Annotated in this window: 24 protein-coding genes and 2 pseudogenes; 13 read left to right on the top strand and 13 right to left on the bottom strand. The window is 64.3% G+C overall.

What is annotated here, in order from left to right:
* Positions 1 to 43: 43 nt before the first annotated feature.
* From HB778_RS02970 to HB778_RS02955, 4 genes are all read right to left on the bottom strand, one after another.
* A complete protein-coding gene (locus HB778_RS02970) occupies positions 44 to 958 on the bottom strand; it encodes a sugar phosphate isomerase/epimerase family protein (protein WP_183461356.1) in 915 nt (304 codons plus the stop codon).
* Positions 959 to 993: 35 nt separating this feature from the next.
* Complete coding sequence (locus tag HB778_RS02965; protein ID WP_183461354.1) at positions 994 to 2,541, bottom strand: mannitol dehydrogenase family protein; 1,548 nt, start codon at positions 2,539 to 2,541, stop codon at positions 994 to 996.
* Positions 2,538 to 3,320 (bottom strand): SDR family oxidoreductase, encoded by a 783-nt coding sequence (locus tag HB778_RS02960; protein ID WP_183461352.1) that lies wholly within the window; start codon positions 3,318 to 3,320, stop codon positions 2,538 to 2,540. The genes HB778_RS02965 and HB778_RS02960 overlap by 4 nt, the downstream gene beginning before the upstream one ends.
* A 78-nt stretch (positions 3,321 to 3,398) precedes the next feature.
* Positions 3,399 to 4,292 carry a MurR/RpiR family transcriptional regulator gene (locus tag HB778_RS02955; protein WP_183461350.1) on the bottom strand — a complete coding sequence of 298 codons (894 nt, stop codon included), beginning with the start codon at positions 4,290 to 4,292 and terminating at the stop codon, positions 3,399 to 3,401.
* A gap of 118 nt (positions 4,293 to 4,410) precedes the next feature.
* Here HB778_RS02955 and HB778_RS02950 point away from each other — a divergent pair, with 118 nt between their 5' ends.
* The 4 genes from HB778_RS02950 to HB778_RS02935 all read left to right on the top strand — a co-directional run bounded on the left by HB778_RS02950 (position 4,411) and on the right by HB778_RS02935 (position 8,064).
* Complete coding sequence (locus tag HB778_RS02950; RefSeq protein WP_183461348.1) at positions 4,411 to 5,601, top strand: Gfo/Idh/MocA family protein; 1,191 nt, start codon at positions 4,411 to 4,413, stop codon at positions 5,599 to 5,601.
* Between the two features lie 215 nt (positions 5,602 to 5,816).
* Positions 5,817 to 6,293 (top strand): tyrosinase family protein, encoded by a 477-nt coding sequence (locus tag HB778_RS02945; RefSeq protein WP_183461346.1) that lies wholly within the window; start codon positions 5,817 to 5,819, stop codon positions 6,291 to 6,293.
* Complete coding sequence (locus HB778_RS02940; RefSeq protein WP_183461344.1) at positions 6,248 to 7,342, top strand: tyrosinase family protein; 1,095 nt, start codon at positions 6,248 to 6,250, stop codon at positions 7,340 to 7,342. Before HB778_RS02945 ends, HB778_RS02940 begins: the two co-directional genes overlap by 46 nt.
* A complete protein-coding gene (locus tag HB778_RS02935; protein WP_183461343.1) occupies positions 7,342 to 8,064 on the top strand; it encodes a DUF2182 domain-containing protein in 723 nt (240 codons plus the stop codon). The genes HB778_RS02940 and HB778_RS02935 overlap by 1 nt, the downstream gene beginning before the upstream one ends.
* 54 nt (positions 8,065 to 8,118) lie before the next feature.
* Here the strand turns inward: HB778_RS02935 and HB778_RS02930 are convergent, their stop codons facing one another.
* On the bottom strand, positions 8,119 to 8,589 hold the full coding sequence (locus tag HB778_RS02930) for an NUDIX domain-containing protein (protein ID WP_183461341.1): 471 nt from the start codon (positions 8,587 to 8,589) through the stop codon (positions 8,119 to 8,121).
* A gap of 185 nt (positions 8,590 to 8,774) precedes the next feature.
* Between HB778_RS02930 and HB778_RS02925 the strand changes: the two genes are divergently transcribed.
* Positions 8,775 to 9,305 carry a sterol desaturase family protein gene (locus HB778_RS02925; protein WP_183461339.1) on the top strand — a complete coding sequence of 177 codons (531 nt, stop codon included), beginning with the start codon at positions 8,775 to 8,777 and terminating at the stop codon, positions 9,303 to 9,305.
* Positions 9,306 to 9,351: 46 nt separating this feature from the next.
* Here HB778_RS02925 and rsgA read toward each other — a convergent pair whose 3' ends face one another.
* The gene (gene rsgA, locus HB778_RS02920) at positions 9,352 to 10,428 is read right to left on the bottom strand and encodes a ribosome small subunit-dependent GTPase A (protein WP_432421256.1); all 1,077 of its coding nucleotides are present in this window, start codon (positions 10,426 to 10,428) and stop codon (positions 9,352 to 9,354) included.
* Between the two features lie 566 nt (positions 10,429 to 10,994).
* On the opposite strand from rsgA, the gene HB778_RS41170 reads away from it, so the two are divergent.
* Positions 10,995 to 11,180 (top strand): excalibur calcium-binding domain-containing protein, encoded by a 186-nt coding sequence (locus HB778_RS41170; RefSeq protein WP_244662032.1) that lies wholly within the window; start codon positions 10,995 to 10,997, stop codon positions 11,178 to 11,180.
* Positions 11,110 to 11,271 carry an excalibur calcium-binding domain-containing protein gene (locus HB778_RS41165; RefSeq protein WP_244661954.1) on the top strand — a complete coding sequence of 54 codons (162 nt, stop codon included), beginning with the start codon at positions 11,110 to 11,112 and terminating at the stop codon, positions 11,269 to 11,271. Before HB778_RS41170 ends, HB778_RS41165 begins: the two co-directional genes overlap by 71 nt.
* A 3-nt stretch (positions 11,272 to 11,274) precedes the next feature.
* On the opposite strand, the gene dinB is transcribed toward HB778_RS41165, so the two are convergent.
* Entirely contained in the window at positions 11,275 to 12,522 is a 1,248-nt protein-coding gene (gene dinB, locus HB778_RS02910) for a DNA polymerase IV (protein WP_183461337.1), read from the bottom strand.
* Positions 12,523 to 12,731: 209 nt separating this feature from the next.
* Here dinB and HB778_RS02905 point away from each other — a divergent pair, with 209 nt between their 5' ends.
* A complete protein-coding gene (locus HB778_RS02905) occupies positions 12,732 to 13,445 on the top strand; it encodes a DUF899 domain-containing protein (protein ID WP_183461327.1) in 714 nt (237 codons plus the stop codon).
* Positions 13,446 to 13,503: 58 nt separating this feature from the next.
* On the opposite strand, the gene HB778_RS02900 is transcribed toward HB778_RS02905, so the two are convergent.
* The gene (locus HB778_RS02900; RefSeq protein WP_183461326.1) at positions 13,504 to 13,926 is read right to left on the bottom strand and encodes a winged helix-turn-helix transcriptional regulator; all 423 of its coding nucleotides are present in this window, start codon (positions 13,924 to 13,926) and stop codon (positions 13,504 to 13,506) included.
* Between the two features lie 111 nt (positions 13,927 to 14,037).
* Between HB778_RS02900 and HB778_RS02895 the strand changes: the two genes are divergently transcribed.
* The 3 genes from HB778_RS02895 to HB778_RS02885 all read left to right on the top strand — a co-directional run bounded on the left by HB778_RS02895 (position 14,038) and on the right by HB778_RS02885 (position 16,663).
* Entirely contained in the window at positions 14,038 to 14,625 is a 588-nt protein-coding gene (locus HB778_RS02895) for a dihydrofolate reductase family protein (protein WP_183461324.1), read from the top strand.
* A 99-nt stretch (positions 14,626 to 14,724) separates the two neighbouring features.
* Entirely contained in the window at positions 14,725 to 15,666 is a 942-nt protein-coding gene (locus HB778_RS02890; protein ID WP_183461322.1) for an alpha/beta hydrolase, read from the top strand.
* 67 nt (positions 15,667 to 15,733) lie between these two features.
* Positions 15,734 to 16,663, top strand: coding sequence for a sigma-70 family RNA polymerase sigma factor (locus tag HB778_RS02885; protein ID WP_183461319.1), 930 nt, complete (start codon positions 15,734 to 15,736; stop codon positions 16,661 to 16,663).
* A gap of 71 nt (positions 16,664 to 16,734) precedes the next feature.
* Here the strand turns inward: HB778_RS02885 and HB778_RS02880 are convergent.
* Positions 16,735 to 17,648, bottom strand: a pseudogene (locus tag HB778_RS02880) (alpha/beta fold hydrolase).
* A gap of 121 nt (positions 17,649 to 17,769) precedes the next feature.
* Here HB778_RS02880 and HB778_RS02875 point away from each other — a divergent pair.
* Positions 17,770 to 18,671 (top strand): annotated as a pseudogene (locus tag HB778_RS02875) (LysR family transcriptional regulator).
* A gap of 263 nt (positions 18,672 to 18,934) precedes the next feature.
* The gene (locus HB778_RS02865) at positions 18,935 to 19,327 is read left to right on the top strand and encodes a hypothetical protein (protein WP_183461317.1); all 393 of its coding nucleotides are present in this window, start codon (positions 18,935 to 18,937) and stop codon (positions 19,325 to 19,327) included.
* 27 nt (positions 19,328 to 19,354) lie between these two features.
* Here the strand turns inward: HB778_RS02865 and HB778_RS02860 are convergent, their stop codons facing one another.
* From HB778_RS02860 to ada, 4 genes are all read right to left on the bottom strand, one after another.
* Positions 19,355 to 20,098, bottom strand: coding sequence for a 2OG-Fe(II) oxygenase (locus tag HB778_RS02860; protein ID WP_183461315.1), 744 nt, complete (start codon positions 20,096 to 20,098; stop codon positions 19,355 to 19,357).
* Positions 20,095 to 20,640, bottom strand: a complete 546-nt coding sequence (locus tag HB778_RS02855) for a methylated-DNA--[protein]-cysteine S-methyltransferase (protein WP_183461313.1) — start codon at positions 20,638 to 20,640, stop codon at positions 20,095 to 20,097. Before HB778_RS02855 ends, HB778_RS02860 begins: the two co-directional genes overlap by 4 nt.
* A gap of 134 nt (positions 20,641 to 20,774) precedes the next feature.
* Positions 20,775 to 20,984, bottom strand: coding sequence for a hypothetical protein (locus HB778_RS02850; RefSeq protein WP_244571359.1), 210 nt, complete (start codon positions 20,982 to 20,984; stop codon positions 20,775 to 20,777).
* Between the two features lie 21 nt (positions 20,985 to 21,005).
* Positions 21,006 to 22,133 carry a bifunctional DNA-binding transcriptional regulator/O6-methylguanine-DNA methyltransferase Ada gene (gene ada, locus HB778_RS02845; RefSeq protein WP_183461310.1) on the bottom strand — a complete coding sequence of 376 codons (1,128 nt, stop codon included), beginning with the start codon at positions 22,131 to 22,133 and terminating at the stop codon, positions 21,006 to 21,008.
* Positions 22,134 to 22,163: the final 30 nt, after the last annotated feature.

Genomic DNA, 22,163 nt, shown 5'->3' with positions numbered 1-22,163 from the left:
GCCCCAAAACCGCTGGGCACTTTTGGGCGACATGCTCCTTTCCTCACTTGACGAACGGACGCAGAACGTCGCGGGCGAGCAGGAAACCGCGCTTCACCTGCTCGTCACTGCCTTCAAACCGCCTGTCCTCGTGTTCGATGATGACCGACCCGTCATAGCCGGCGCGGTAGAGGCCGGAAAAGAAGCCGCTCCAGTCGACATCGCCCAGCCCCGGCATGCGCGGCACCTGCCAGCCTATCCCGGCCGAGAGGATTCCGCGCTCGTACAAACCATCATGATCAATCATCAAATCCTTGGCGTGGACGTGCAGCATGTAGGGGCCGAACTCCCTAATGAAACGGGCCTGGTCGATCATCTGCCAGACCAGGTGCGAGGGGTCGAAATTCATGCCGACATCGCCGCCCCAGGTTTCCAGGATGCGGCGCCAGACCAGCGGCGAATAGGCGATGTTATGCCCGCCCGGCCACTCGTCATAGCTAAAGATCATCGGGCAGTTCTCGAAGGCGAGTTTCACCCCGTGTCCGCGCGCAAAAGCGACGATTTCGGGCCAGACTTTCAATGCGTCCTGCCAGTTAACGTCGACGGTTTTGGAGGCATCGCCGCCGCAGAAGGTGTTGACCACGGGCACGCCCATATTGGCGGCCAGCATGATCACTTTCTTCAAATGGCCGATGACCGCCTCGCGGTGCGCGGCATCAGGGTGCAGCGGGTTGGGATAGTAGCCGAGGCCGGAAACGGTGAGGTTCTTTTCCACCAGCGAGGCAACGATTTCTTTCGCCTGCGAGGCCGAAGTGCCGTCGGCGTCGATATGACTGGTGCCGGCATAGCGGCGGGTCGCGCCAGAGGTCTTCGGCCAGCAGGCGATCTCGAGCGTCTCGAAGCCGGCCGAGCCCGCCCAGGCGGCGACATCGGCAAGCGGCGTCTCCGCGAAGGGTGCGGTGAGCAGTCCAAGTTTCATAGCGCCTCCCCTGGCCGTGTCTTCACGGCCGATGTTCATAATGCCGATTGTTTGGATCGTTTCAACCTTGCGATCTCATCTTGTTCAAGACTGTGCCGGACAGCCACCATCGGATCGTCCGAAAGCAGTTCGTTCAGCGCCGATATGACGGCCGCGTGAAACGTCTCGTTCGCAGCGAGGCCGGGATCGAAAATCGTATCGATCGCGAGGATGGCCGAAACCAGCGCCGGCGCATCGCGGCCTGTGGCGTCGGCGATCTCGGCGACCTTGCCGGCATAGGGATCGGACACTGGCCAGCGTTTGCCGAACCTTGCCGATGCCTGGATGAGATAGGCCATCCAGCCGGCGACCGGCACCGACAGCAGGCCGATACTAGCGCCCTGGCTTAGACGCTCGCGAATCGGGTTCAGCAGGCGCTGGACGATCTTTTGCGAACCGTCGGTGGCGATCTGGTGATTGCGGTGGCGGATCGCCGTGTTCTTCAAGCGGCCGAGGCTTTGCTCGACATAGGCGAGAGGCAGGACACCGGGCACCGGCATCAGCGTCGGCAGCGTTTCTTCGACCAGCATGTGCCTGATGAAGGCCGACAGCAGCGGGTCGGCGATGGCATCGAAAGTGTGTTCGAGGCCGGCCAGCACGCCGAGCGTGGCAAGTGTCGTCTGGGCGCCGTTCAGCACCCGCATCTTGAGATGCTCGAACGGCGTGACATCGTCGACGAAGGTCGCCCCGACGAGATCCCAGCGCGGCATGCGGCCGGCAAATTTCTGCTCGATCACCCATTGCCGGAACGGCTCGCAGACGGCAACGGCGCCATCGCGGTAGCCGAACCATTGCTCAACGCTGTCGAGGTCATTCTGCGTCACCGCCGGTGCGATGCGGTCGACCATGGCGGAGGGGAAGGCGGCGTTGGCAGCGATCCAGTCGGCAAGGCCATTGCCGCCGCGGCGTTCGGCAAAGCTCCGTACCACAGTTTCCAGGATGGTGCCATTGGTCGGGATGTTGTCGCAGGAGAGCAGCGTCATCGACCGGCCATGCGTGGCCCGGCGCAGCTCCAGCGCCCGCGCGAGAATACCGGGCAAGCTACGCGGTGTATGAGGGTTGGCGAGGTCGTGGACGATGTCGGGATGGCCGAGATCGAGCGCGCCGCTCGACGGGATGTGGCAATAGCCTTTTTCGGTCACCGTCATCGTCACCAGTTCGATGTCGGATGAGGAGAGCACGCCGAGCGCCGGGGCGGCGCTGTCCTGGCTGTCCACCACGCGGACGATGCTGCCGACGATACGCGCCTCGATGTGGCTGTTCTCGCGGATCAGCCTTGTATAGAGGCCGCCTTGCCGGCCGAGCGTGTCGGCAAGGGTGGGTGGGCGGATGTTGATGCCGACAACGCCCCAGCGGTCGAACTGGCGCGCCAGCAGGTCATCGGTGTATTCGGCCTGATGGCTGCGGTGGAAGGCGCCGACGCCGAGATGCGCCATGCCGGGCGCGAGGGTTTTCCGGTCATATCCAGGTGTCTGAACAGCGGCTGGAAGCCGGTCCAGCAGGTCCGGCCCGAGTGTTTCCGGCGATGCCGAAGCGGCGTTCACCGGTTTGCCCCGATCACCGACTGCTCCTGGTCGATCACGGCGCCGGTCATCGGGCCGGCCGCGTCGGAAAGCAGGAAGACGGCAAGGTTGGCGATGTCGTCCGGCTTGAGCAGCCTGCCGAAAGGCTGCGCGGCGTTGGCGGCGTCGAGCCAGCCCGGGCCGTGGCCCAGCGTCTCAGACTGCATGACGCGTTCAGCCGGCGTGTCGGTCCAGCCGACATTGATGCCGTTGACGCGGATGAGGTCGAAGCGGTGGGCATTGGCGGCGTTCTTGGTCAGCGTCGCCAGCGCGCCCTTGGTGGCGGAGTAGACGGCAAGCTCCGGCGAGCCGCAATGGGCGTTGATCGACAGGATGTTGACGATGGCGCCGGGTTGTCCACGCTTCCGCATGTCGGCGATGACAGCCTGCATCAGGAAGAATGGTGCGCGGGCGTTGACGGCGAACAGCGAGGCCCAGTCGTCGAGGCTGGCGTCGAGGAAGGAGGCGCGGTCGGTCAGCCCGGCGGCGTTGACGAGGCCGTCGATACGGCCGAAGCGCTCGATGCAGGCTTGCGCCAGAAGGGCAGGGGTTTGCGGGTCTCCAAGGTCGGCGGCGACGAAGATGGTCGGCGTGCCGATGGCTGACAGTTCCGCCGCCACTGCGTCGCCGCGTTTGGCATCGCGTCCGGTGATCAGCAGCCCGCCGGCGCCGGCACGCGCCAGCGTCTCGGCGATGGCGCGGCCAATGCCTTGCGTCGCGCCGGTGACCAGCACGACCTTGCCTCTGAGATGAAGCTCCATTCCTCCTCCCGGAACAAAGTTTCTATTTTTCAAAATATGGAACGACAATTCCCGATAGTCAATTGTGCCAGCATCACCTCATGTGCCACGCCGTGCCGCGACGCCTTGGACCAGCGCCATGCCGACCGCCAGCGACGCCGCCAGCGAGCGGAATCCGGCAAAGTCGGATTCCACCACTTCCAGCCAGCTGTCCGACAAAGGGATGAGCGGGCTGAAGGTGCTGTCGGTGATGGTGACGATGCGGGCCTTGCGCTCATGCGCCACGGCGACCAGGTCGGGCGTGATCGAATTGTAGGGACTGAAGGAGACGGCCAGCACCGCGTCGCGCGCGCCAATGCAGCCGACCTGGTCCAGCGCCGACGAGCCGACATTGTCGACCAGCACATTGCGCACGCCTTGCTGCGACAGCGTCAGCGACAGATAGGCGGTGACCGGAAAGGCGCGCTTGGAGCCGATGACATAGATCAGGTCGGCGGTCGCCAGCAGCGCCACCATCTTCTCGAAACGCTCGACGTCGAATCCGGCCTCGATGCGGCCGAGCGAGGCCTGCGAGGCGCCGACCATGCCGTGCAGGAAATGCATGGCGGCATTCGGTTCCGCTTCGGTGCGCGGCTCGCCGCGCGCTTCGGGCCACGAACCCTTGACGTGCTCCTTGAACAGGCCCTGGAAATCGGAAAAGCCGGAATAGCCGAAGATCTGCGCAAAGCGCACCAGCGTCGAAGGCTGCACGCCGGCCTGCGCGGCCACCTGTGCGATGGTGCCGAGCGCGACATCGCTCGGATGCTGCCACATGAAGATCGCCACCTGGCGCAGCCGCTTGGGGAAATGCACGGTGCCGGAGGAGAGCACGGCGCGCAGTTCCTCATAGGTCTGCGGCTGGATATAGCCCAACGCGGCAAGAGAGCGCCCGCGTTTGCGCGTCGCCGCCTCGTCGCTGAGAGATCGTCCCGGTGATTTGCCCGCCCCACTCATGATCTCAGGCTAGCGCGGCACGATCGTATTACAATATGGAAATTGGAAATTGTGTTCGAAAGTGGTAGCCGAACGTGAGGCTTGGTGCGTCGCCAATGATCCGGTCGGAGGAGAAAACATGGTCTATGCAACATCGGACGGCTCGGCGGGCAAGCGCCTGAGGGTCGGCATGGTCGGCGGCGGCCGCAATGCCTTCATCGGTGCCGTGCACCGCCTCGCCATGCGCCTCGACGACCAGATCGCGCTGGTCGCCGGCGCGCTGTCGTCCGATCCGGAGAATGCCGCCGCCTCGGCCGCCGAGATCGGCATCGCGCCGGAACGCAGCTATGCCGATTACCACGCCATGGCAAAGGCCGAAGCCGCGCGGCGGGATGGCATCGAGGCAGTCGTCATCGTCACGCCCAACCATCTGCACGCACCGATCGCCACCGCCTTCCTCGAGGCGGGCATCGACGTGATCTGCGACAAGCCGCTGTCGACCACGCTCAGCGACGCCGAGGCGCTCGTGGCGCTGGCGCGAGCTAAAAAACGCCGCTTCGTCGTGACCCTCAACAACACCGGCTACGCCATGGTCCGCCAGGCGCGCGAGATGGTGGCGGCGGGCGAGCTTGGCCGGATCGTGTCCGTGCATGGCGCCTATATCCAGGACTGGCTGACCAAACCGATCGACGCCGATGGCCAGAAGCAGGCGGAGTGGCGCACCGATCCGGCGCGGGCAGGGCAGTCTGCGGTGCTGGCCGATATCGGCGTGCATGCCTTCAACCTGGCAAGCTATATTTCCGGCCGCGAGGCCGAGGCGGTGTCGGCCGACCTGTTCACCGCCGTGCCTGGGCGCCGGCTCGACGACAATGCGCATGTGATGGTGCGCTGGACTGACGGAGCGCGCGGCACGATCCTGGCCAGCCAGACCTCGCCCGGCCACTATAATGATCTGTCCGTGCGAATCTATGGCGACAAGGCCGGCCTCGAATGGTCGGGCGGGCGGCCGGAGGAGTTGCGCTTTTCCCGATATGGCGAGGAAACCCGTACGCTGATGCGCGGCGGCCATGGCTCGACGGCAGAAAGCCGGCGCGTGTCGCGTATGCCGGCGGCACATCCGGAAGGCTATATCGAGGCCTTCGCCAATTTCTACCGCGACGCCGCGGATATTATTCGGGCGCATCGGTCCGGTGGGGTGGTGGATGCAGCAAGGGCCGCGCAGGTGCCGGATGTGGTCGACGGCGCGCGGGGTGTGAAGTTTGTCGCGGCAGCGGTGGAGTCGAACGCGGCGGGCGGGGCGTGGACGGCGGCAAGGTTTACGGTCAACTGACACTAGGGCCTTTCCATCCCGATGGAATCGGGACAGGTCCATTCAGCAGGCCCTTCGGTGAAGAAACCCCGCCGGAATTACTGTCGCGGGGAAGTTGGATTCAAATGGATTCGGATCGCGTTTTGCCATATACTCTCCATTGCTAAACAAAGGGGGAGACGATGGCTCGAGTTCGGCGAAACGTCTGGAGTCTTGCGCAGCCCTGGGATCCTGTTTTGCTGTGGTATGCTCGTGGCGTGCAGGCCCTTAAGGCGCGGCCGTTCCCGGATGTCACCAGTTGGCGATACCTTGCTGCAATCCACGGTATCGAAGAACAGATCTGGCGCGAGTTCGGCTGGCTCAAACCTGCCGAGCATTTGCCGCAGACGCCTGAATTCAAGAACCAGGATCAAGGCCAGTGTCAGCACCATGGCTGGTATTTCGTCCCCTGGCACCGCGGCTATCTCGCGGCGTTTGAAGCCATTGTCCGCGCCGCCATCGAGAAATTGCCCGGTGCGCCGGCGGACTGGGCGCTGCCTTACTGGGATTACAACAGCAAGGCCGTCGCCAATCCCCGCGCTCTTCCTGAAGCCTTCGCAAAGAACGTCTGGCCCGATGGCGGGGACAATCCGCTGTTTGACAAACGACGCTATGGCGCGGTGACGGCGTGGCGGTCATCCGGCCACAGGACGTCGATACCAAGACCGCGCTGACCGATGGGCAATTCGAAGGCGTCACCAACGGTTCACCCGGCTTTGGCGGTGTGCGCACGCCGTTCCAGCATGACGCCGATCGCGATCATGAAGGCTGGCTCGAGCAGGTGCCGCATGATGTGGTGCATGGGCGAGTGGGCGGAAGCCAGGCCGGTCAAGATCCAAACGACTGGCGTTTCGCGGGCCTCATGTCGATGCCGGAGACGGCAGGGCTCGATCCCATCTTCTGGCTGCACCATGCCAATATCGACCGGCTGTGGGAGGTTTGGCGCAAACGTGACGCACGTCACAAGAACCCGACCCTCTCCTCATGGCTCAACGGCCCGGCCGGGCGGCACAAATTCATTCTTCCGCAGCCCGATGGAACGCGCAAACGATTTGCGCCGAAAGATATGCTCGACACAACCGCACCAGGGCTCAATTATGTCTATGAAGACACCAGCGATCCCTTTGCCGGGCAACAGCGCCTCGGCCTCAGGCTGAGAACGTTGAGTGCGATGATACCAGGCGCCCAAGGCGTTGCAGGTCCGGAGGTCAGTTCCGTGGCGAAAAAGCCCATCGTCGAATTGCTTGGCGCCAACGCCAAGGCCGTCACGCTCTCCAACGCGCCCACGTCAACGACAATCAAGGTCGACAAGCCGACCGCCCGCAAAGTCACCAACAGCTTCAAGCTGAATGAGTTCGCGGCGCGGTCCGTCCCTGAACCCGACCGCGTGTTTCTCAACCTGGAGAATATCACCAGCGACAACAACGCCGCCGTGTTCGACGTCTATGTCGGGCTGCCCGAAGGCGCCGACCCGGCGGCGCATCCTGATAACCGGGCAGGGGTGGTGTCGCTGTTTGGAGCGCGCGCCGCGACGAACATGGCCAAACCGCATGGCGGCTCGGGAATGACGAAAGTGCTGGAGATCACCGATACAATCGACCGGCTGCATCTGTCCGGCAATGCCGACCTCAGCAATCTGTCCGTGCTGTTCGTGCCGGTGAGTTCCGTCGGAGCGGGAGGGGTCTCGATCAAGCGCGTGAGCATCTATCGTCAGTCGAGCTGATGCTGAGACAATGGCTACAGGCACGGGGTTTCGGCCCGCTCGGGCTTCTGCTCTGGAGCGTCAGCCTGTGTGCCTGGCTGCTGATTGTTGGGGGCGACCGGCTTCATGTCGCGCTGCCGCTGCTGTGCGGCGGGCCGCCCAACGCCACAATTCCTCAAGGCGTGTTCGCTCTCGACTTCGCGATACAAACAGTCGGTTGGCCGGCGCTCGCCGGCGGGTCGGTACTGATGGTGATCGCGATGATGGCGCCGGCGCTCGCCGGCCCCCTTCTTCATTTGTGGTATCGCTCCCTGTCACGGCATCGCTGGCGAGCGATCCTGCTCTTCATCGCCGGCTATCTGTCGATCTGGACGATCGCCTGTGTGATCCTGGTCTTGACGGCCTACCTCTTGCACGGCTCGACGGGCTCGGAACTGGGCGCCGGGCTGGTGGCTGCCGCGGCAGGCCTGGCCTGGCAGGTCAGTCCGGCACGGGCACGCTGCCTTGCCCGATGTCACTTGCGTCCGCGGCTGTCGATCTTCGGCGCGGCGGCGTTCGCCGATCCGCTGCTGTTCGGTCTCACCCTGGCCTGCTGGTGCGTGGCGACCTGCTGGGCGCTGATGCTTTTGCCGCTCTGCCTTGCCGATGCGCATTTGCCGTTGATGGCAGCCGGCGCGCTTCTCGTCGCCATCGAACGGACCAGGCAACCGAGGCCCGGCCGATCGGGCCTGGTCTTTCGATAGAAGCGGCGGCCTTGATCCAGGCGATGATCGATGGAAGGAAGCTGGCACCGGCAATCACCCGGCATCCAGTTGCCTCGCCAAGTCAGCCAGCATCGGGCGCTGCCCGACAAGGATCTTGATCTCGGCCTCGGGCAGGCTGAACCAGCCGGCTCTGTCGACCTCCGGAAATTCCTTCATCGACCCGGAGCGCGGCGGCCATTCCATCGTGAAACTGTTGCTCTTGAGAGCGGTCACATCGATCTCGGCCTGGGCCTCGACGGACCAGGCGATGACGATCTTGCCGCCCGGTTGCTTGTAGTCGCCGAGGCGCGCGAAGGGGCCGTCGATTGTGATGCCGAGCTCTTCCCCTGTCTCGCGCTGCGCGGCCGCCAGTTCGTCCTCGCCCTCGTCGACGAGGCCTTTCGGGATCGACCAGGCGCCATCGTCCTTCTTCGCCCAGAACGGGCCGCCGGGATGAACCAGAAGCACCTGGATATCCCCATCGTTTCGACGATAAATCAGCAGGCCCGCACTGCGTTTTGCCATTTTTGCATGCCCGTTTGCGGCGCTGGTGCGAGATCGGCTGATTCTGGGTGGATCATGGATGCGATCTTGCACCGGGAAATTGCGACGCTATTTCAGATGCATCTGCATTGCACCTCCCCCGCGAGTCCGGCAATCTGATAGCATCGTTTTTTGGGCGGCGTCGAGAATCAGGTGGGGCGTCCGGAATGCAACTCAGTCTGATCGGCTACTACAGCGACTTCGTGGTCTATCCGCTGGCAATCGCCCTCTTGGGGGTGGCCGGGTTGATCGAGGCCGGGGAAGAGAGCGCGCCGGAATGGATCGGCACGGTGCTGATCTGCCTCGGCCTGTGGACGCTGATCGAATACGTCCTGCACCGCTTCGTCCTGCATCACGTGCCCTACATCAGGGATCTGCACGACCGTCACCATGTCGAGGAGCGCAGTCCGGTCGGTACGCCGACCTGGCTCAGCCTCGGTGTGCATGCGCTGATCGCATTGCCCGTCTGGATGGTTTCCGGTTTCGCGACCGCCAGCGCGGTCAGTTGCGGCCTGATGCTGGGCTATCTCTGGTATGTCAGCGTCCACCACATGATCCACCACTGGCATCCCGCTCATCCCAGCTATCTCTACACGCTCAAGCGCCGCCACGCGGTGCATCACCATATCGACGACAACGCCAATTTCGGCGTGACGTCGCTGCTGTGGGATAGGATTTTCGGCACGGCGCGGCTTTGAGGCTAGGGGAGTAGGGGAGTAGGGAGTAGGGGAGTAGGGCGGTGGTTCAGCGCCGCTTGCCGCGGCCGGCGGGGGACGTGGCGCCGCGAGGTCCTGTCTGCACCGGCGTGTTGTGCTGGTTTTCGTCGGACAGTTTGCGCCAGCGGGCAAGGCGCTCCGGATCGAGCGTGCCGGCCTTGATGGCAGCCTGCACCGCGCAGCCCGGTTCGTGCACATGGGTGCAGTCGCGGAATTTGCACAGCGGTGCCAGTTCGGTGATCTCGGCAAACAGCGTGTCGATGCCGTAGCCGACATCGCTGACCTGCAGCGTGCGCATGCCCGGCGTGTCGATCACCCAGCCGCCGCCGGCAATGGCATGCAGCGAGCGTGCCGTGGTGGTGTGGCGTCCCTTGGCGTCGTGTTCGCGAATGGCTCCGGTCTGCTGCGGCGATTGCTGCGCCGATCCGGCCAGCGTGTTGACCAGTGTCGATTTGCCGACGCCGGAGGACCCGATCAGCGCCACCGTCTGCCCGGTGCCGCACCAGGCGGCGAGGGCGGTCGCGGCATCCGACGTGCGCGGGTTAAGCGTTACAACGGCCAATCCGCGCTGCAGCGCGGCGGCTTGGCGTTGGTACGCCTCGGCATCTTCAGCCGTGTCGGCCTTGGTCAACAGGATCACCGGTGTCGTTCCGGCCTCGTTGGCCAGTGCCAGATAGCGCTCGAGCCGGGCGATGTTGAAATCGGCATTGCAGGAGGTGACGATGAACAGCGTGTCGACATTGGCCGCGGCCAGCTGTGGCACCCGGCCACCCTGGGTGCGGCGCTCCAGCACCGTCTTGCGGGTCAGGCGACGCTTCACAAGCTGATCATGCGGCTCGACCAGCACCCAGTCGCCGACGGCATAGTCGCCGGTGGTGGCCTGCGGCGCCAGAGACAGGTCGGTTTGTCCCGTCTGGGACAGGCCGCTCAGGCGATCACGATGCACCATGGCAATGCGCGTCGGGATGAGGTGTGCCTCGCTCGGTTCAAGCTGGTCGCCGAAAAACTCCGACCATCCAAGGGTGGCAAGCGATAGGGACGGGGCGGGGGAGGAGGCCGTCACGGCTTCGACCAAGGGTACGGCGTCGTAGGCATCGGACAGTATCTCTGGCAAGAGAGGGGGGCGCGGACCTCTCGACAGGCGATCCACCCGAGCCGTTGTATGGGCGGCATGGCGGGATTTGGCAAGCATTTCACGGCGGGAGGGCCGGGCTCACCCGTCAGCGACCTCGATTGTCGCGATGATCGCCAGGCGAGCCTCAAGACGAGAAGCCCGCCGCCAGGCCGGAGTCCGCATTTTCCTGACAAGCCGCGCTGGCCGGATGTTACTGCCGCCAGCCGCTTGGGCTGGGGGACTTTGCCGTGAAGAAGACATATCAGAAGCCGGTGCTGGTGAAGCGCGAAATGCTGTCCGCCGTGACCGCCGCGCCTGCCACTTCCGGGCGTTGATCGGGAAGCCGTAGGGCGAGGGGGCTGATGCCTCCCGCGCTCACAGTTCCTTTTCCGCCAATTCCCTGAATTCGTCGGGAAACTGGAGCAGGCCTGATCTCATTGCCACGACAGCCGGCTCAAGATAGATTCCGCTGGGGTAATGGAACCGGGGGCGTACCGGGAATGCTTCGGCCATTCTTGCATTGGCATACGCCTCGTCGCCATGGCGGGCTGAAATGGGTGGCTCTTTTTGCGCCGTTCATCCTGTTGTCTGGCTACATTGCTTATGGTTTTGTCGGCATCCAGATCGACTCGCCACTCTCCGCCCTCAGGCATTTTGCTGCATTCCCGAACTGTGCGGCCGCCCGCGCCGTCGGGCTTGCCCCCGCGCGCAAGGGGCAACCCGGCTATTGGCCGACGGCATGATGCGGACAAGGACGGTATCGCCTGCGAGCCTTGGCATGGGGAAAGCGCCAGCGGTGTCAAAGTGCATCGTTACTGGCGCACCGGCAGGTAGTTCTTACAATTCCTTTTCTGCCAATTCCCTGAATTCGTCGGGCACGGAGCGCGCCGCTTCCAGCGCCACCGTGCCGTAGCCGACCGCCTGTTTGCCAAAACGCTCGCGGATCTTGTCGATGGCGCGGTCGGCGCCGAAGCGGGCGAGGCCTTTTTGGCTGCCCGGGCGGCGCTTCTCGTCGGCGAGGCCGAGCGGCAGGTCGAGCTGCAGCTCGACACTTTCCTCGAGATGCGAGACCGAAATCGCGAGCAGCGAGATGGTTTTTTCCCCGGGATGGTCGGCGAGGACGCCGCGCACCAGGTCGCCGGCGATTTCGGCCAGCATGGTCGTCGCCGAAATCGGCTGATCCAGCGTGATCGAGCGCGTGACGGCGCTGAGATCGGCAAAGCGCACGCGCACCGTCACCGTGCGGCCGGGCCGCGCCTTGGCGCGCAGGCGACTGGCGACGCGGTCGGCCAGATGCAGCAAAGTGGGCACGATCACCTGCGCCACGGCGGGCTTCTGCCCAAGGGCCGACTGGGCGCCGGCCGAGTGCGCCCGGCGCCTGGTCTCCAGTTTCCTCGGGTCGCGGTTCCATGCGAGGGCGGCGAGCTTTTCACCCGCGGCGGGCCCGAGCAGCCGCGTCAGTGCGCCACTATGCGTCCTCGCCAGCTGGCCGATGGTCTCGACGCCGATTTCGGCCAGCCGCGCCTTGGTCGCCGGGCCGACGCCCCACATCAGCGAGACCGGCAAATCATGCAGGAAGGCGAGCTCGGTGCCGGGATCGACCACCACCAGCCCGTCGGGCTTGGCCACCTGAGAGGCGATCTTGGCCAGATGCTTGGTGCGGGCGACGCCGATCGAGATCGGCAGGCCGAGTTCGGCCCGCACGCGGCGGCGGATCGCCGTGGCGATCTCTGCCGGTTGCCCGAACAGATGCGTGCAGCCGGCGACGTCGGCGAAGGCCTCGTCGATGGAGATGCGCTCGACCACCGGCGTGAAATCGTCGAGCACCTTGATCGCCGCGTCGCCCAGCCGCTGGTAATGGCTGAAATTGCCGCCGACGAAGATCAGTTGCGGGCAAAGCTCGCGCGCCTTGCGCCCCGGCATGCCGCCGCGCACGCCGAAGGCACGGGCTTCATAGGAGGCGGCGAGCACCACACCGCCGCCGACAGCGATCGGTTTGCCGCGCAGCGACGGGTCGAGCAGTTGCTCGACCGAGGCATAGAAGGCGTCGAGATCGGCATGCAGGATGGTGGCTGTCGTTTCCATCCGGCTGCATATCCACGGTTGCTGATGGATTGGAACGAATAGGGAACATAACACGTACAGCTGTCAAGCGGTATGTCCGCGTTCGGCTGTATCGCCTGCGCTCTTCCCGCGAAAACTGCACAGCCAATGTCGGATCGCGGTTTTCAACAACGTCCTAGGGACGGGCAACGAGGCTGTCAGCATACGCCTGAGTGCGGAAGGAGGACTACATGACCGACCACATCATCGCGCCTTACTCGGAGTGGTTTGAAGCGCACAAAGCGCATCTCGCAAAAGAAAAGGCGTTTACGCGCCAACGTCAACAACTCGCGGCGGACCGGCGCGCCCTGCCGTGGCTGCGAATCGACAAGCCCTACGTTTTCGATACGATCCAGGGACGGAAATCTCTGGCCGATCTCTTTGCGGGCCGCAGCCAGTTGATCGTCTATCACTTCATGTTTCCGCCCAATGCGGACTATCGCTGCACCGGCTGTTCGTTCCTTTGCGACCACATCGACGCCGCCAACCAGCATCTCAGGCATCACGACGTCTCCCTTGTCGTCTGTGCACGCGCGCCGCTGGCTGAGCTCATGGATTTCAAGGCGCGGATGAATTGGCAGTTCGATTGGGTTTCGTCCTTCGGAACCGATTTCAATTTCGACTTCCAGGTATCGTTCACCGAGGACCAGATCAGCTCGGGCAAGGTGTTGTTCAATTTCGAAGAGGTCGCGATGACAGGCAGGGATCGCGGTGGCACGACCGTTTTCTACAGGGACGACGATGGCAAGATTTACTGCACGTTCCAGGTGCGGGGCCGGGGCGGCGAGAACCTGATCGGGACCTATAGCTATCTTGACCTCACTCCCATCGGCCGCAATGAAAATGGCCCATCCCATACGCTGGGCGATTGGGTCCGCCTTCACGATGCGTATGATGATCGATGATGATCCGTCGCGCAGTTGGGCAACCCCCCCTCGGGGCATCCTCCAACAGCTTCGGCGATCACGTTTTTGCCAGATGCTCGGCCCGCAGCGCTGCCTTCAATCGTTCCAGCGCCGGCTCGCCGCCGGCCGCCAACTCGTCGGCGATGCGGGCGAGATGATCATCGGCCTTGCGGTGCTTGCTGCCCCAGGCGCCGAGCGCGGCCAGCACCGGCAGAAGGTCGATGCCGGCTTCCGTCAGCCGGTAGATCGCCTTCAGCCCGTGGGTCGGGTCGCCGCTGCGGGTGAGGATGCCTTCGTCCTGCAGCGTCTGCAGCCGCTCGGCCAGCGTACGCGAGGAGATGCCTTCATCGGACTGAAGGAATTCGCGAAAATGCTTTTTCCCGGCGAAGACCAGGTCGCGGATGATGAGCAGCGTCCAGCGGTCGCCGAGCAGTTCGAGCGACAGATTGATCGGGCAGCCGGATCTGTCACGCGTCGACATGTCTATGGTTCCATTTTTAAATCACTTTACTCTTGACATCATTTTTCCCACACGTCAATGGTTCCGAAAGTAAAGCGATTTCCCATGAGCCTGACAAACGAGGAGACGACGATGAAAAAGCTGATCCTGCAGATGCAGATGTCGGTCGACGGTTTTGTCGGAGCGAACGAAGACCATCGCTGGCAGCTCTGGCAATGGGGCGACGACATCAGTTGGGACGAGGAACTGAAACAGGATTTCAACGCCGTCTTCGCCGGCATCGATACCATCCTGCTCAGCCGCAAGATGGCGGAGGAGGGGTATCTCACCCATTGGGGCAATGCGGCGAAGAAGTTTCCCCGCGATCCATTCTACGCCTTCGCCCAACGTATCGTGGAGGCCAAAAAGGTGGTGCCGAGCGACAGGCTGAAAACCTCGCGCTGGGAGCGCACGATCGTGGTGAGCGGCGACCTGCCAGGCGAAGTCGAGGCGCTGAAGGCGGGCGAGGGCGGCGACATGGCCGTCTTCGGCGGTGCCGGCTTCGCCTCGTCGCTGATCGCGGCCGGGCTGGTCGACGAGTTCCAGCTGTTCGTCAATCCGGCCGTGCTGGGCGCGGGACGCCGCATCTTCGACCAGGGCGGTTTTCAAAATCTCCGGCTGCTCGGCTCGAAGGCCTATGCCTGCGGCATGGTGGTCAACCGCTACGCGCCGGCGGGGTGAGGAGAGAGAAAATCCTGATCTGACGTATCCTTTTTCTCTGCCCATCCGTCTCTGGCTTGGAAGGTCGCAATCCGCGATCCACAACCCTGGGAGACCATCATGGCGAGCATCGAGAGCGAGGCAAACAGAAACCATTACGCGGCGATCGCCGCCAATGCCGGCAAAATGGCCAGCCCGCAGGCGTTCGTCGAGTTCAACGATGCCAGTTGGACGGCGCTGACCGGCGAACCCGGTGGCGTCGATTATATCGAAGTGGATGCCGGCGGCGTGCCGGCCCTTTGGATCGTGCCGAAGGGCGCCGACGAGGGGCGCGTGCTGTTTTACGCGCATGGCGGCGGCTTCCTTGGCGGCTCGATCTACACCCACCGCAAGCTGGTCGGCCATCTGGCCAAGGCCGTCGGCTGCCGGGCCTTGGTCTACGGCTATCCGCTGGCGAACCAGGGCAAGTATCCGGCCCAACTCGAGGCGGCGATGGCAGCCTGGAACTGGCTCATCGACCAAGGCTTCGACGCAAAAGCGATCGCGCTTGCGGGCGATTCCTGCGGCGCGGTGCTGACCTATGGCGTCCTGCAGCGGCTGCGCGCGCAAGGTCGGCCGCTGCCGGCCGCCACGCTGATGATGTCCGGCTGGTTCGACATGGCGCTGACCGCTGCCAGCTACGAAACCAACCGCGAGAAGGATCCTTTCTTCGCCAAGGGCGGCGTCGACTGGCTGGTGACCAACTTCATTGGCGACTACGATCGGCTCGATCCGGAGGTCAGCCCGCTCTATGCCGATTTGAGCGGTTTTCCGCCCGTCTTCCTGCAGGCCGGCGCCGACGAGACGCTGGTCGACGAAAGCCGCATGTTCGCCGAGCGGGCGCGGCAGGCCGGCATCGAGACGCGCCTCGACGTCTTCGACGGCATGCTGCACTCGTTCCAGATGATGGCCGGCCGGGCGCCGGAAGCCGACGATGCGATCGGCCGCTTCGCCGCCTGGGTGCGGCCGAGGCTTGGGCTGTTGGATGCCGGTGACAAAGTCGCCGACAACAGAGCGGCCTGACCATGGGCCGACTTGTGGATGCGCGGCGCTTGCGCGATGCTGTGGCAACGCCGAGCGACGTGCCGCGATGAACCAGCAGATCCGTAAATCCCGGGAAATGAGGCAAGGCATTGAGCCGAGCCTCGACCCCGAAGGCCTGTTCGACCTGCGCTACCGGGCGTTCCTGGAGACGGTCTCGCATCTGCGCGTCCGTCTGCACCGCTATTGCGCGCGCATGACCGGCTCGGCTCTCGACGGCGAGGACATCATGCAGGAGGCGTTGTTCGAGGCCTATCGCAAGATCGCGCTGCTCGACGATGCGCAGGCGTTGCGGCCATGGCTGTTCCGCATCGCTCACAATCGTTGCATCGACTTCGTCCGCAACCGCCGCACGCGGCTCAAGGCCGAAGCCGGCTATGCAGGTGATGAGATCGTGCTGCCCGTCGAGCCTGCCGGCCCGGGCGCCGGCCGCGCCATCGAGCGGCTGGTGGTGCACCTGCCACCGAAGGAGCGCGCCTGCGTGCTGCTCAAGGATGTCTTCGACCATTCGCTCGACGAGATCGCCGACCTGGTCGGCTCGACATCGGGCGGCGTCAAATCGGCGCTCAATCGCGGCCGGGCCAAACTCGCCGCTCTGCCGGCGCAACCGGTTGCGGCGCCCGCACATGACCCGGAACTGGAGCGGCTGCTTGGCCGCTATGTTGAACTCTTCAATGCCAGGGACTGGGACGGGGTGCGGGCGCTGACCAGCGCCGATGCCCGGCTGCGGGTTTCGGACTGCTACAATGGCCTGCTCTCCAACTCGCCCTATTTCGTCGAATATGAGCGCGGCGAGCCCTGGCGCATGCGGCCGGACGTGGTCGATGGGCAGGACGTTCTGGTCGTCGACAGGCTGCGTGGCCAGGAATGGCGGCCGGCCTATCTGGTGCGCATCCATGCGCAGGGCGGCGTCATCGACCGCATTGCCGACTATTATGCGTGCCCCTGGATCCTGGAGATGGTCGCCGCCGATAGATGACGGATTTATCCGGCGGCGTCCTCTTTCACCAAGTTCGCGGCCGCCAGAATAATATCGGCCACTTCGCGCGGTTATTTGGCGAGGAAATCGGTGATGAGCTTGACCGTGGCGTCCGGGTTTTCTTCCATGATCCAGTGGCCGGAGGCGGGCACGATGGCGCCGGTCACGTTCGACGCGACGAAGCGCAAGGTGTCGGCCTGTGTCGTGCCTGCCGATTTCTCCGCGCCGACTGCCAGCACCGGCATGGCCAGTTTGCCGCCGGTGGCAAGCATCGCCTGGTTGTCGATGGCGTCCTGGTCGAATGCCTTGAACTGTTCGAAGGCGTCATGCATGGCATGCGGCCGGGCATAGAGTTTTGCGTAGTGGACGCGCGTCGCCTCGTCGATCTTCTTCGGGTCGGCCGACAGTTCGTTGTAGAAGCGGTCGAGGTAGATTCGCTCGCGGCCCGCGACCAGCCGCTCCATGTCGGGGCGCGGAAATTGAAGTGCCAGAGCAGCGGGCTCTGCTTGATCTTGTCCCAGTCGCCTATGCCCGGCAGCGGTGCGTCGATGACAACCCATTTCGTGATGCGCTTGGGATATTGCGCTGCCAGCGCATAGCCGACCATGTTGCCGATGTCGTGCGTCACCAGCTCGGCCTTGTCGATCTTCAGCGCATCCATCACGCCGGCGATATCGGCCGCCTGGTTCTTCTTGGTGTAGCCGCCGTCCGGATGCGCCGACAGGCCCATGCCGCGCAGGTCCGGCACGATCACCGTGTGATCCTTCATCAGCTTTACCGCGGCCCGCGCCCACATGTCGCCGGTATCGGCGAAGCCGTGCAGCAGCACGACAGCCGGTCCCTGTCCGCCGACGCGCACATAAAGCTTGGTGCCGTTGGTCTCGATCGACTGCGTCTTGAAGCCGGTCGGAAACGGGGTCACGCGCGCAAAGGCCGGAGCGGCGAGTGACAACAGACCAAGCACGATAACCAAAGAACGAAACATGATGCACTACCCCGAGCTTTTATTCTGCCGCCGCCATATCGCGGTCTTTTCGACTATGGCACCATGCCCTTGATTTCGTCAGGCGCCGGTCGCCTGATTGTGAATTCGGGAAAACCGAACAATGCTGAAGCTTGAATCCGCCGCCGCCTTTGTCGCCGTCGCGGAATCCGGTTCGATCACCGAAGCGGCCAGGCGCATGAACCTGTCCAAGTCCGTCGTCAGCGAGCGGCTGTCGGAGCTTGAGCGCAGCCTTGGCGCAAGGCTGCTGGACCGCACCACCCGCAAGCTCTCCATCACCGCGGCGGGGCGCGGTTTTTACGAGCGCGCCAAGCGCATCATGCAGGAGGTGGCCGATGCCAGCGCCGAAATCGCCGAACATCGCGGCGAACTCGCGGGACCGCTCAGAATATCGGCGCCGACAAGTTTCGGCATCCTCCACCTCGGCCCGGCGCTGTATGGCTTCCTGGCCAGGCATCCGAGGATCGAACTGACGCTCGATGTCGACGACCGTTTCGTCAACGTGGCGGCCGATGGCTACGATGCCATTGTGCGTCACGGACCGGTCGTCGATGACGGACCAGTCATTGTCAGGAAGCTGGCTTCCAGCCGTCGCTTCCTGGTGGCTTCACCGGACTATATCGAGCGCTTCGGATTGCCTGCGACCACCGACGAGCTGAAACGCCACAAGGGCATCATCTATTCCATCCGGGGGCCGCCGACTGGCGGTTCAAGATTTCGCGGCGGCTGGTGACGATCCGCCCGGAAGCCGCGCTGCGCGTCAACAATGGGATTTTGATGCGCGACGCAGCACTTGCCGGCCTCGGCCTGGCGCTGCTTCCCGCCTACTTCATCCGGACCGAGATCGCCGACAAGCGATTGACGGTCGTTGATGTCGGTGCCGAGCCTGAAGGGGCCACCCTCTATATCGCCTGTCCCGAGGACAGGCGCGGATCCGCCAAACTGCGCGCGCTCACCGCATGGCTGCGCGATGCCTTTGGCGATCCGCCCTACTGGGAGGCGTGAGCCGGCACTCACTTCGCATCGTGAAAAATGATGCCGACGGTGTGGCGCATGCCTGAGCGCAAGCGGCTGACCTCGACCCGGCTCTGCACCGACCATTATGCGTATCCCTGGATGCTGGAATTGGCCTTGGCGGACGGCCAGTGAACCGTGGCATCAAAGACCTTTGAAAATACCCACTGGAGGTTTGACAACAACGGCGGGACGTGGCCGTATTCGGGGATTGCCCGTATGTATAAATACGAAATTGATAGGGGACGGCTCGCATGGCCATCAAGACATTGCGGTATTGGCTGGGCGCTGTTTCAACGGTTCTGTTTCTTCTGATATCGGCTCTTCCGTCCAACGCTGAATCTTACTCCAGTCTGCAAGGCAAGGGGTACAAGACCGGAAAGCTGACGCGCGGTGCGTCGGGCAATCTTGGCTGGTTCGTTTCCGGCGCCGGGAAGAAATTCTTCTGCACCCTGCACGTGGCGCATGCCTATGTCGGCAAGACCGGAATGGTCGGCTTTACGTCCGCGGGCCAGCAGATCTCGTTGAACCGGAAGGTTTACGAACAATATGCCGGCGGGTTCGATGCTTCCGCGCCACAGCTTTCGGACCTGAAGGCAGGCAGGCTCAATGCACGGGACGTGGGCAACTGCGCTCCGGCGAAATGATCCGCCGGAGTTGCATGTCCATGGCACTCACTTCGCATCGTGAAAAATAATCCCGACGGTGTGGCGCATGCCTGAGCGCAGGCGGCTGACGCCGTGGCGCAGGTTGACGCGGTAATTGCCTTTGGTTCCCTGCACCGGCCGGTTGTGGACGGCGAAGGCCACCGCGTCGCCTTGGCGCAGCGGCACCACCTCGACCCGGCTCTGCATGCGCGGCCGCTGCTCGGTCAGCGCGAATTCGCCGCCGGTGAAATCCTCGCCCGGCTCGGAAAGCAGGATCGCCACCTGCAGGGGAAAGGCGAGATCGCCATAGAGGTCCTGGTGCAGGCAGTTGAAGTCGCCGGGGACATATTGCAGCAGAAGCGGCGTCGGCCTGACCTGGCCGGCGGCGTGGCACTGGTCGAGAAACTGCGCATGCGTCGCGGGGTAGCGAATGGCTATGCCCATGCGCTCGTTCCAGTGGTTGGCGACCTCGGCCAGCCGGGGATAAAGCGCGTTGCGCAGGCCGCCGAGCAGATCCGGCAAGGGATAGCGGAAATAGCGGTATTCGCCCTTGCCGAAACCGTGCCTGGCCATGTGGACGTGACTGCGGAAATGTTTTTCCTTGACGTAGAGGCCGGCGATCTGCCGGCACTCTTCGGGCGAGAGCAGCTTTTGCATCACGGAGCAGCCGAAGCCGTCGAGTTCGGCGGCCAGCGCCGGCCAGTCGTAAGCGGCGATGCGTGTCTCGGCGGCTTCGACCACCGATGCGGCAACCTTGGCGTGGGCGTTCATATCTGGGCCTCCCGGTTCAGCAGCGCGCGCTTGCGCTCGATGCCCCAGCGGTAACCCGACAGCGTGCCGTCGGCGCGGACAACGCGGTGGCAGGGAATGCCGAGTGCGATGGCGTTGGCGGCGCAGGCGGTCGCCACGGCACGGGCGCCGTTCGGTTGGCCGAGACGCTTGGCAAGCGCGGTGTAGGTTATGGTGGCGCCACAAGGAATGGCGCGCAGCACCTCCCACACACGTTGCTGGAACGGCGTGCCGTGGCGCATGTCGAGCGCCAGGTCGAGGCCGATGCCGGGCGTTTCGATGAAGCGGGCAATCGCGGCGAGATCATCGCGCAGGCCGGTTTTGTCCTCGACCAGCATCTTGCCGGGGAAGCGGTCGGCGAGGTCCTGCTCCAATATTTCGGCCTTGGAGCCGATCAGGATGGCGCAGACACCGATCGGGCTGCGCGCCGCCAGGATTTTGCCGATGGAGGATTCACCGATGGCATAGGTGATGGTGTCGAGGGCGTTGTGCGCCGTCGTCATTTGAGTTTGCATGAGGTTCATTGCCTTCACTCCTTCTGTATGCCTGAACCCTAGCCAGGTGCCGGTTGGCGCTCACTCCGGTGCTTGCTTTCAAATTCAAATCGTCGCTTCCGAGGATGAAGGACGCCAAGGTAAGCACTCTACGGCGAGTTTGGTCAGGCGACACGCGTGACGGTGACTTCGCCCAACAGGAACACCTCGCCCGACAGCAGCCGCAGCTCAACCTCGCCAGTCGCCGCGCGGCTCCACTCTGCCTTGCCGGCATCGACCAGTTCGCCGATAGCGGCCAACACGCGTGACTTCGCGTCGATGGCTGCGCTGTTGGCGCTCTCGATCTTCGCACCGGCGGTGGAAGACCTTGCCATCGTGCGCATCGCCGTTCCTCGTCAGGCCCGCGAAGACCGGTAGGCCCCGTCGGCTGCGTTCGCCGTCCCGCCGACCTCGCGGTCGAGCAGCGCGCGCTTGCGCTCGGCGCCCCAGGCGTAGCCGGACAGCGCGCCGTCCTTGCGGATCACGCGGTGGCAGGGAATCGCGACCGCATGGGCGTTGGCGGCGCAGGCGGCGGCGACGGCTCGGGTTGCCTTGGGCGTGCCGATGCGCTCGGCGATCTCGGCGTAGGACACCGTGCCGCCGACCGGGATGTCCCGCAGGGCCTGCCAGACGCGCTGCTGGAAGGCGGTGCCGCGCACGTCGAGCGGCAGGCCGAGGCCGAGCTGTGGGGCCTCGACGAAGCCGACGACGCGGGCGACCAGCGCCTCGTAGTCGCGGTCGCCGCCGATCAGTCGCGCCTTGGGGAAACGGTCCTGCAGGTCGCGCACCAGCGCGTCCGGATCGTCGCCGAGCAGGATCGAGGCGACGCCCTTGCGGCTCGACGCGACCAGTATGGCGCCGAGCGTGGTCTCGCCGACGGCAAAGCGTATGTCTTCGTTGGCGCCGCCCGCACGGTAGCGCGTCGGCGTCATGCCGAGCATGCCGGTCGATTTCTCGTAGAAACGCCCGCTCGAATTGAAGCCGGCATCGTAGATCGCCACTGTGACGCTGGCGCCGTCTTCGAGACCCTGGCGGACCCGGGCGGCGCGGTTTGCCGCGGCATAATCCTTCGGCGTCAGCCCGGTGATCGCCTTGAAGACGCCGTGGAAATAGCCAGCGCTGCGGCCGGCGGCATCAGCCAGTTCGGCGAGCGAGGGTTCTTCCTCGCTCTGCTCGATCCTGCGGCAGGCATCGGCGACCATCGCCGCATTGCCGGCCTCCAGCGAGGGGCCATCCGGGTTGCAGCGCCGGCAGGCACGAAAGCCGGTGGCCTTCGCCTGAGCCAGCGTGTCATGCAGCTGCACATTGGCGGGGTTGGCGCGCCGCGACGGGCAAGAGGGCCGGCAGTAGACGCCGGTCGTCGCTACCGAATACCAGAATTGCCCGTCGGCCGATTTGTCACGCGCGACGACGCGCGCCCAGCGCGGATCGTCAGCGACCGGCAGCGGCGTGGATTTCAGGTCTTTGGCCAGGGTGATCAACATGATCGCATTGAAGCCGTGGGAAGCCGGCCC

The organism is Mesorhizobium huakuii (assembly GCF_014189455.1).
Lineage (GTDB): Bacteria > Pseudomonadota > Alphaproteobacteria > Rhizobiales > Rhizobiaceae > Mesorhizobium > Mesorhizobium huakuii_A.
The sequence above is the reverse complement of the archived record's forward strand: the minus strand, read 5'-3'. Positions and strand labels throughout refer to the sequence as shown.

Excerpts from the sequence above, each read along its gene's own strand:
- HB778_RS02970 (WP_183461356.1), bottom strand. The coding sequence starts at position 958 with ATGAAACTTGGACTGCTCACCGCACCCTTCGCGGAGACGCCGCTTGCC.
- HB778_RS02960 (WP_183461352.1), bottom strand. The coding sequence starts at position 3,320 with ATGGAGCTTCATCTCAGAGGCAAGGTCGTGCTGGTCACCGGCGCGACG.
- HB778_RS02955 (WP_183461350.1), bottom strand. The coding sequence starts at position 4,292 with ATGAGTGGGGCGGGCAAATCACCGGGACGATCTCTCAGCGACGAGGCG.
- HB778_RS02950 (WP_183461348.1), top strand. The coding sequence starts at position 4,411 with ATGGTCTATGCAACATCGGACGGCTCGGCGGGCAAGCGCCTGAGGGTC.
- HB778_RS02935 (WP_183461343.1), top strand. The coding sequence starts at position 7,342 with ATGCTGAGACAATGGCTACAGGCACGGGGTTTCGGCCCGCTCGGGCTT.
- HB778_RS02930 (WP_183461341.1), bottom strand. The coding sequence starts at position 8,589 with ATGGCAAAACGCAGTGCGGGCCTGCTGATTTATCGTCGAAACGATGGG.
- HB778_RS02925 (WP_183461339.1), top strand. The coding sequence starts at position 8,775 with ATGCAACTCAGTCTGATCGGCTACTACAGCGACTTCGTGGTCTATCCG.
- dinB (WP_183461337.1), bottom strand. The coding sequence starts at position 12,522 with ATGGAAACGACAGCCACCATCCTGCATGCCGATCTCGACGCCTTCTAT.
- HB778_RS02905 (WP_183461327.1), top strand. The coding sequence starts at position 12,732 with ATGACCGACCACATCATCGCGCCTTACTCGGAGTGGTTTGAAGCGCAC.
- HB778_RS02900 (WP_183461326.1), bottom strand. The coding sequence starts at position 13,926 with ATGTCGACGCGTGACAGATCCGGCTGCCCGATCAATCTGTCGCTCGAA.
- HB778_RS02895 (WP_183461324.1), top strand. The coding sequence starts at position 14,038 with ATGAAAAAGCTGATCCTGCAGATGCAGATGTCGGTCGACGGTTTTGTC.
- HB778_RS02890 (WP_183461322.1), top strand. The coding sequence starts at position 14,725 with ATGGCGAGCATCGAGAGCGAGGCAAACAGAAACCATTACGCGGCGATC.
- HB778_RS02885 (WP_183461319.1), top strand. The coding sequence starts at position 15,734 with ATGAACCAGCAGATCCGTAAATCCCGGGAAATGAGGCAAGGCATTGAG.
- HB778_RS02865 (WP_183461317.1), top strand. The coding sequence starts at position 18,935 with ATGGCCATCAAGACATTGCGGTATTGGCTGGGCGCTGTTTCAACGGTT.
- HB778_RS02860 (WP_183461315.1), bottom strand. The coding sequence starts at position 20,098 with ATGAACGCCCACGCCAAGGTTGCCGCATCGGTGGTCGAAGCCGCCGAG.
- HB778_RS02855 (WP_183461313.1), bottom strand. The coding sequence starts at position 20,640 with ATGAACCTCATGCAAACTCAAATGACGACGGCGCACAACGCCCTCGAC.
- HB778_RS02850 (WP_244571359.1), bottom strand. The coding sequence starts at position 20,984 with ATGGCAAGGTCTTCCACCGCCGGTGCGAAGATCGAGAGCGCCAACAGC.
- ada (WP_183461310.1), bottom strand. The coding sequence starts at position 22,133 with ATGTTGATCACCCTGGCCAAAGACCTGAAATCCACGCCGCTGCCGGTC.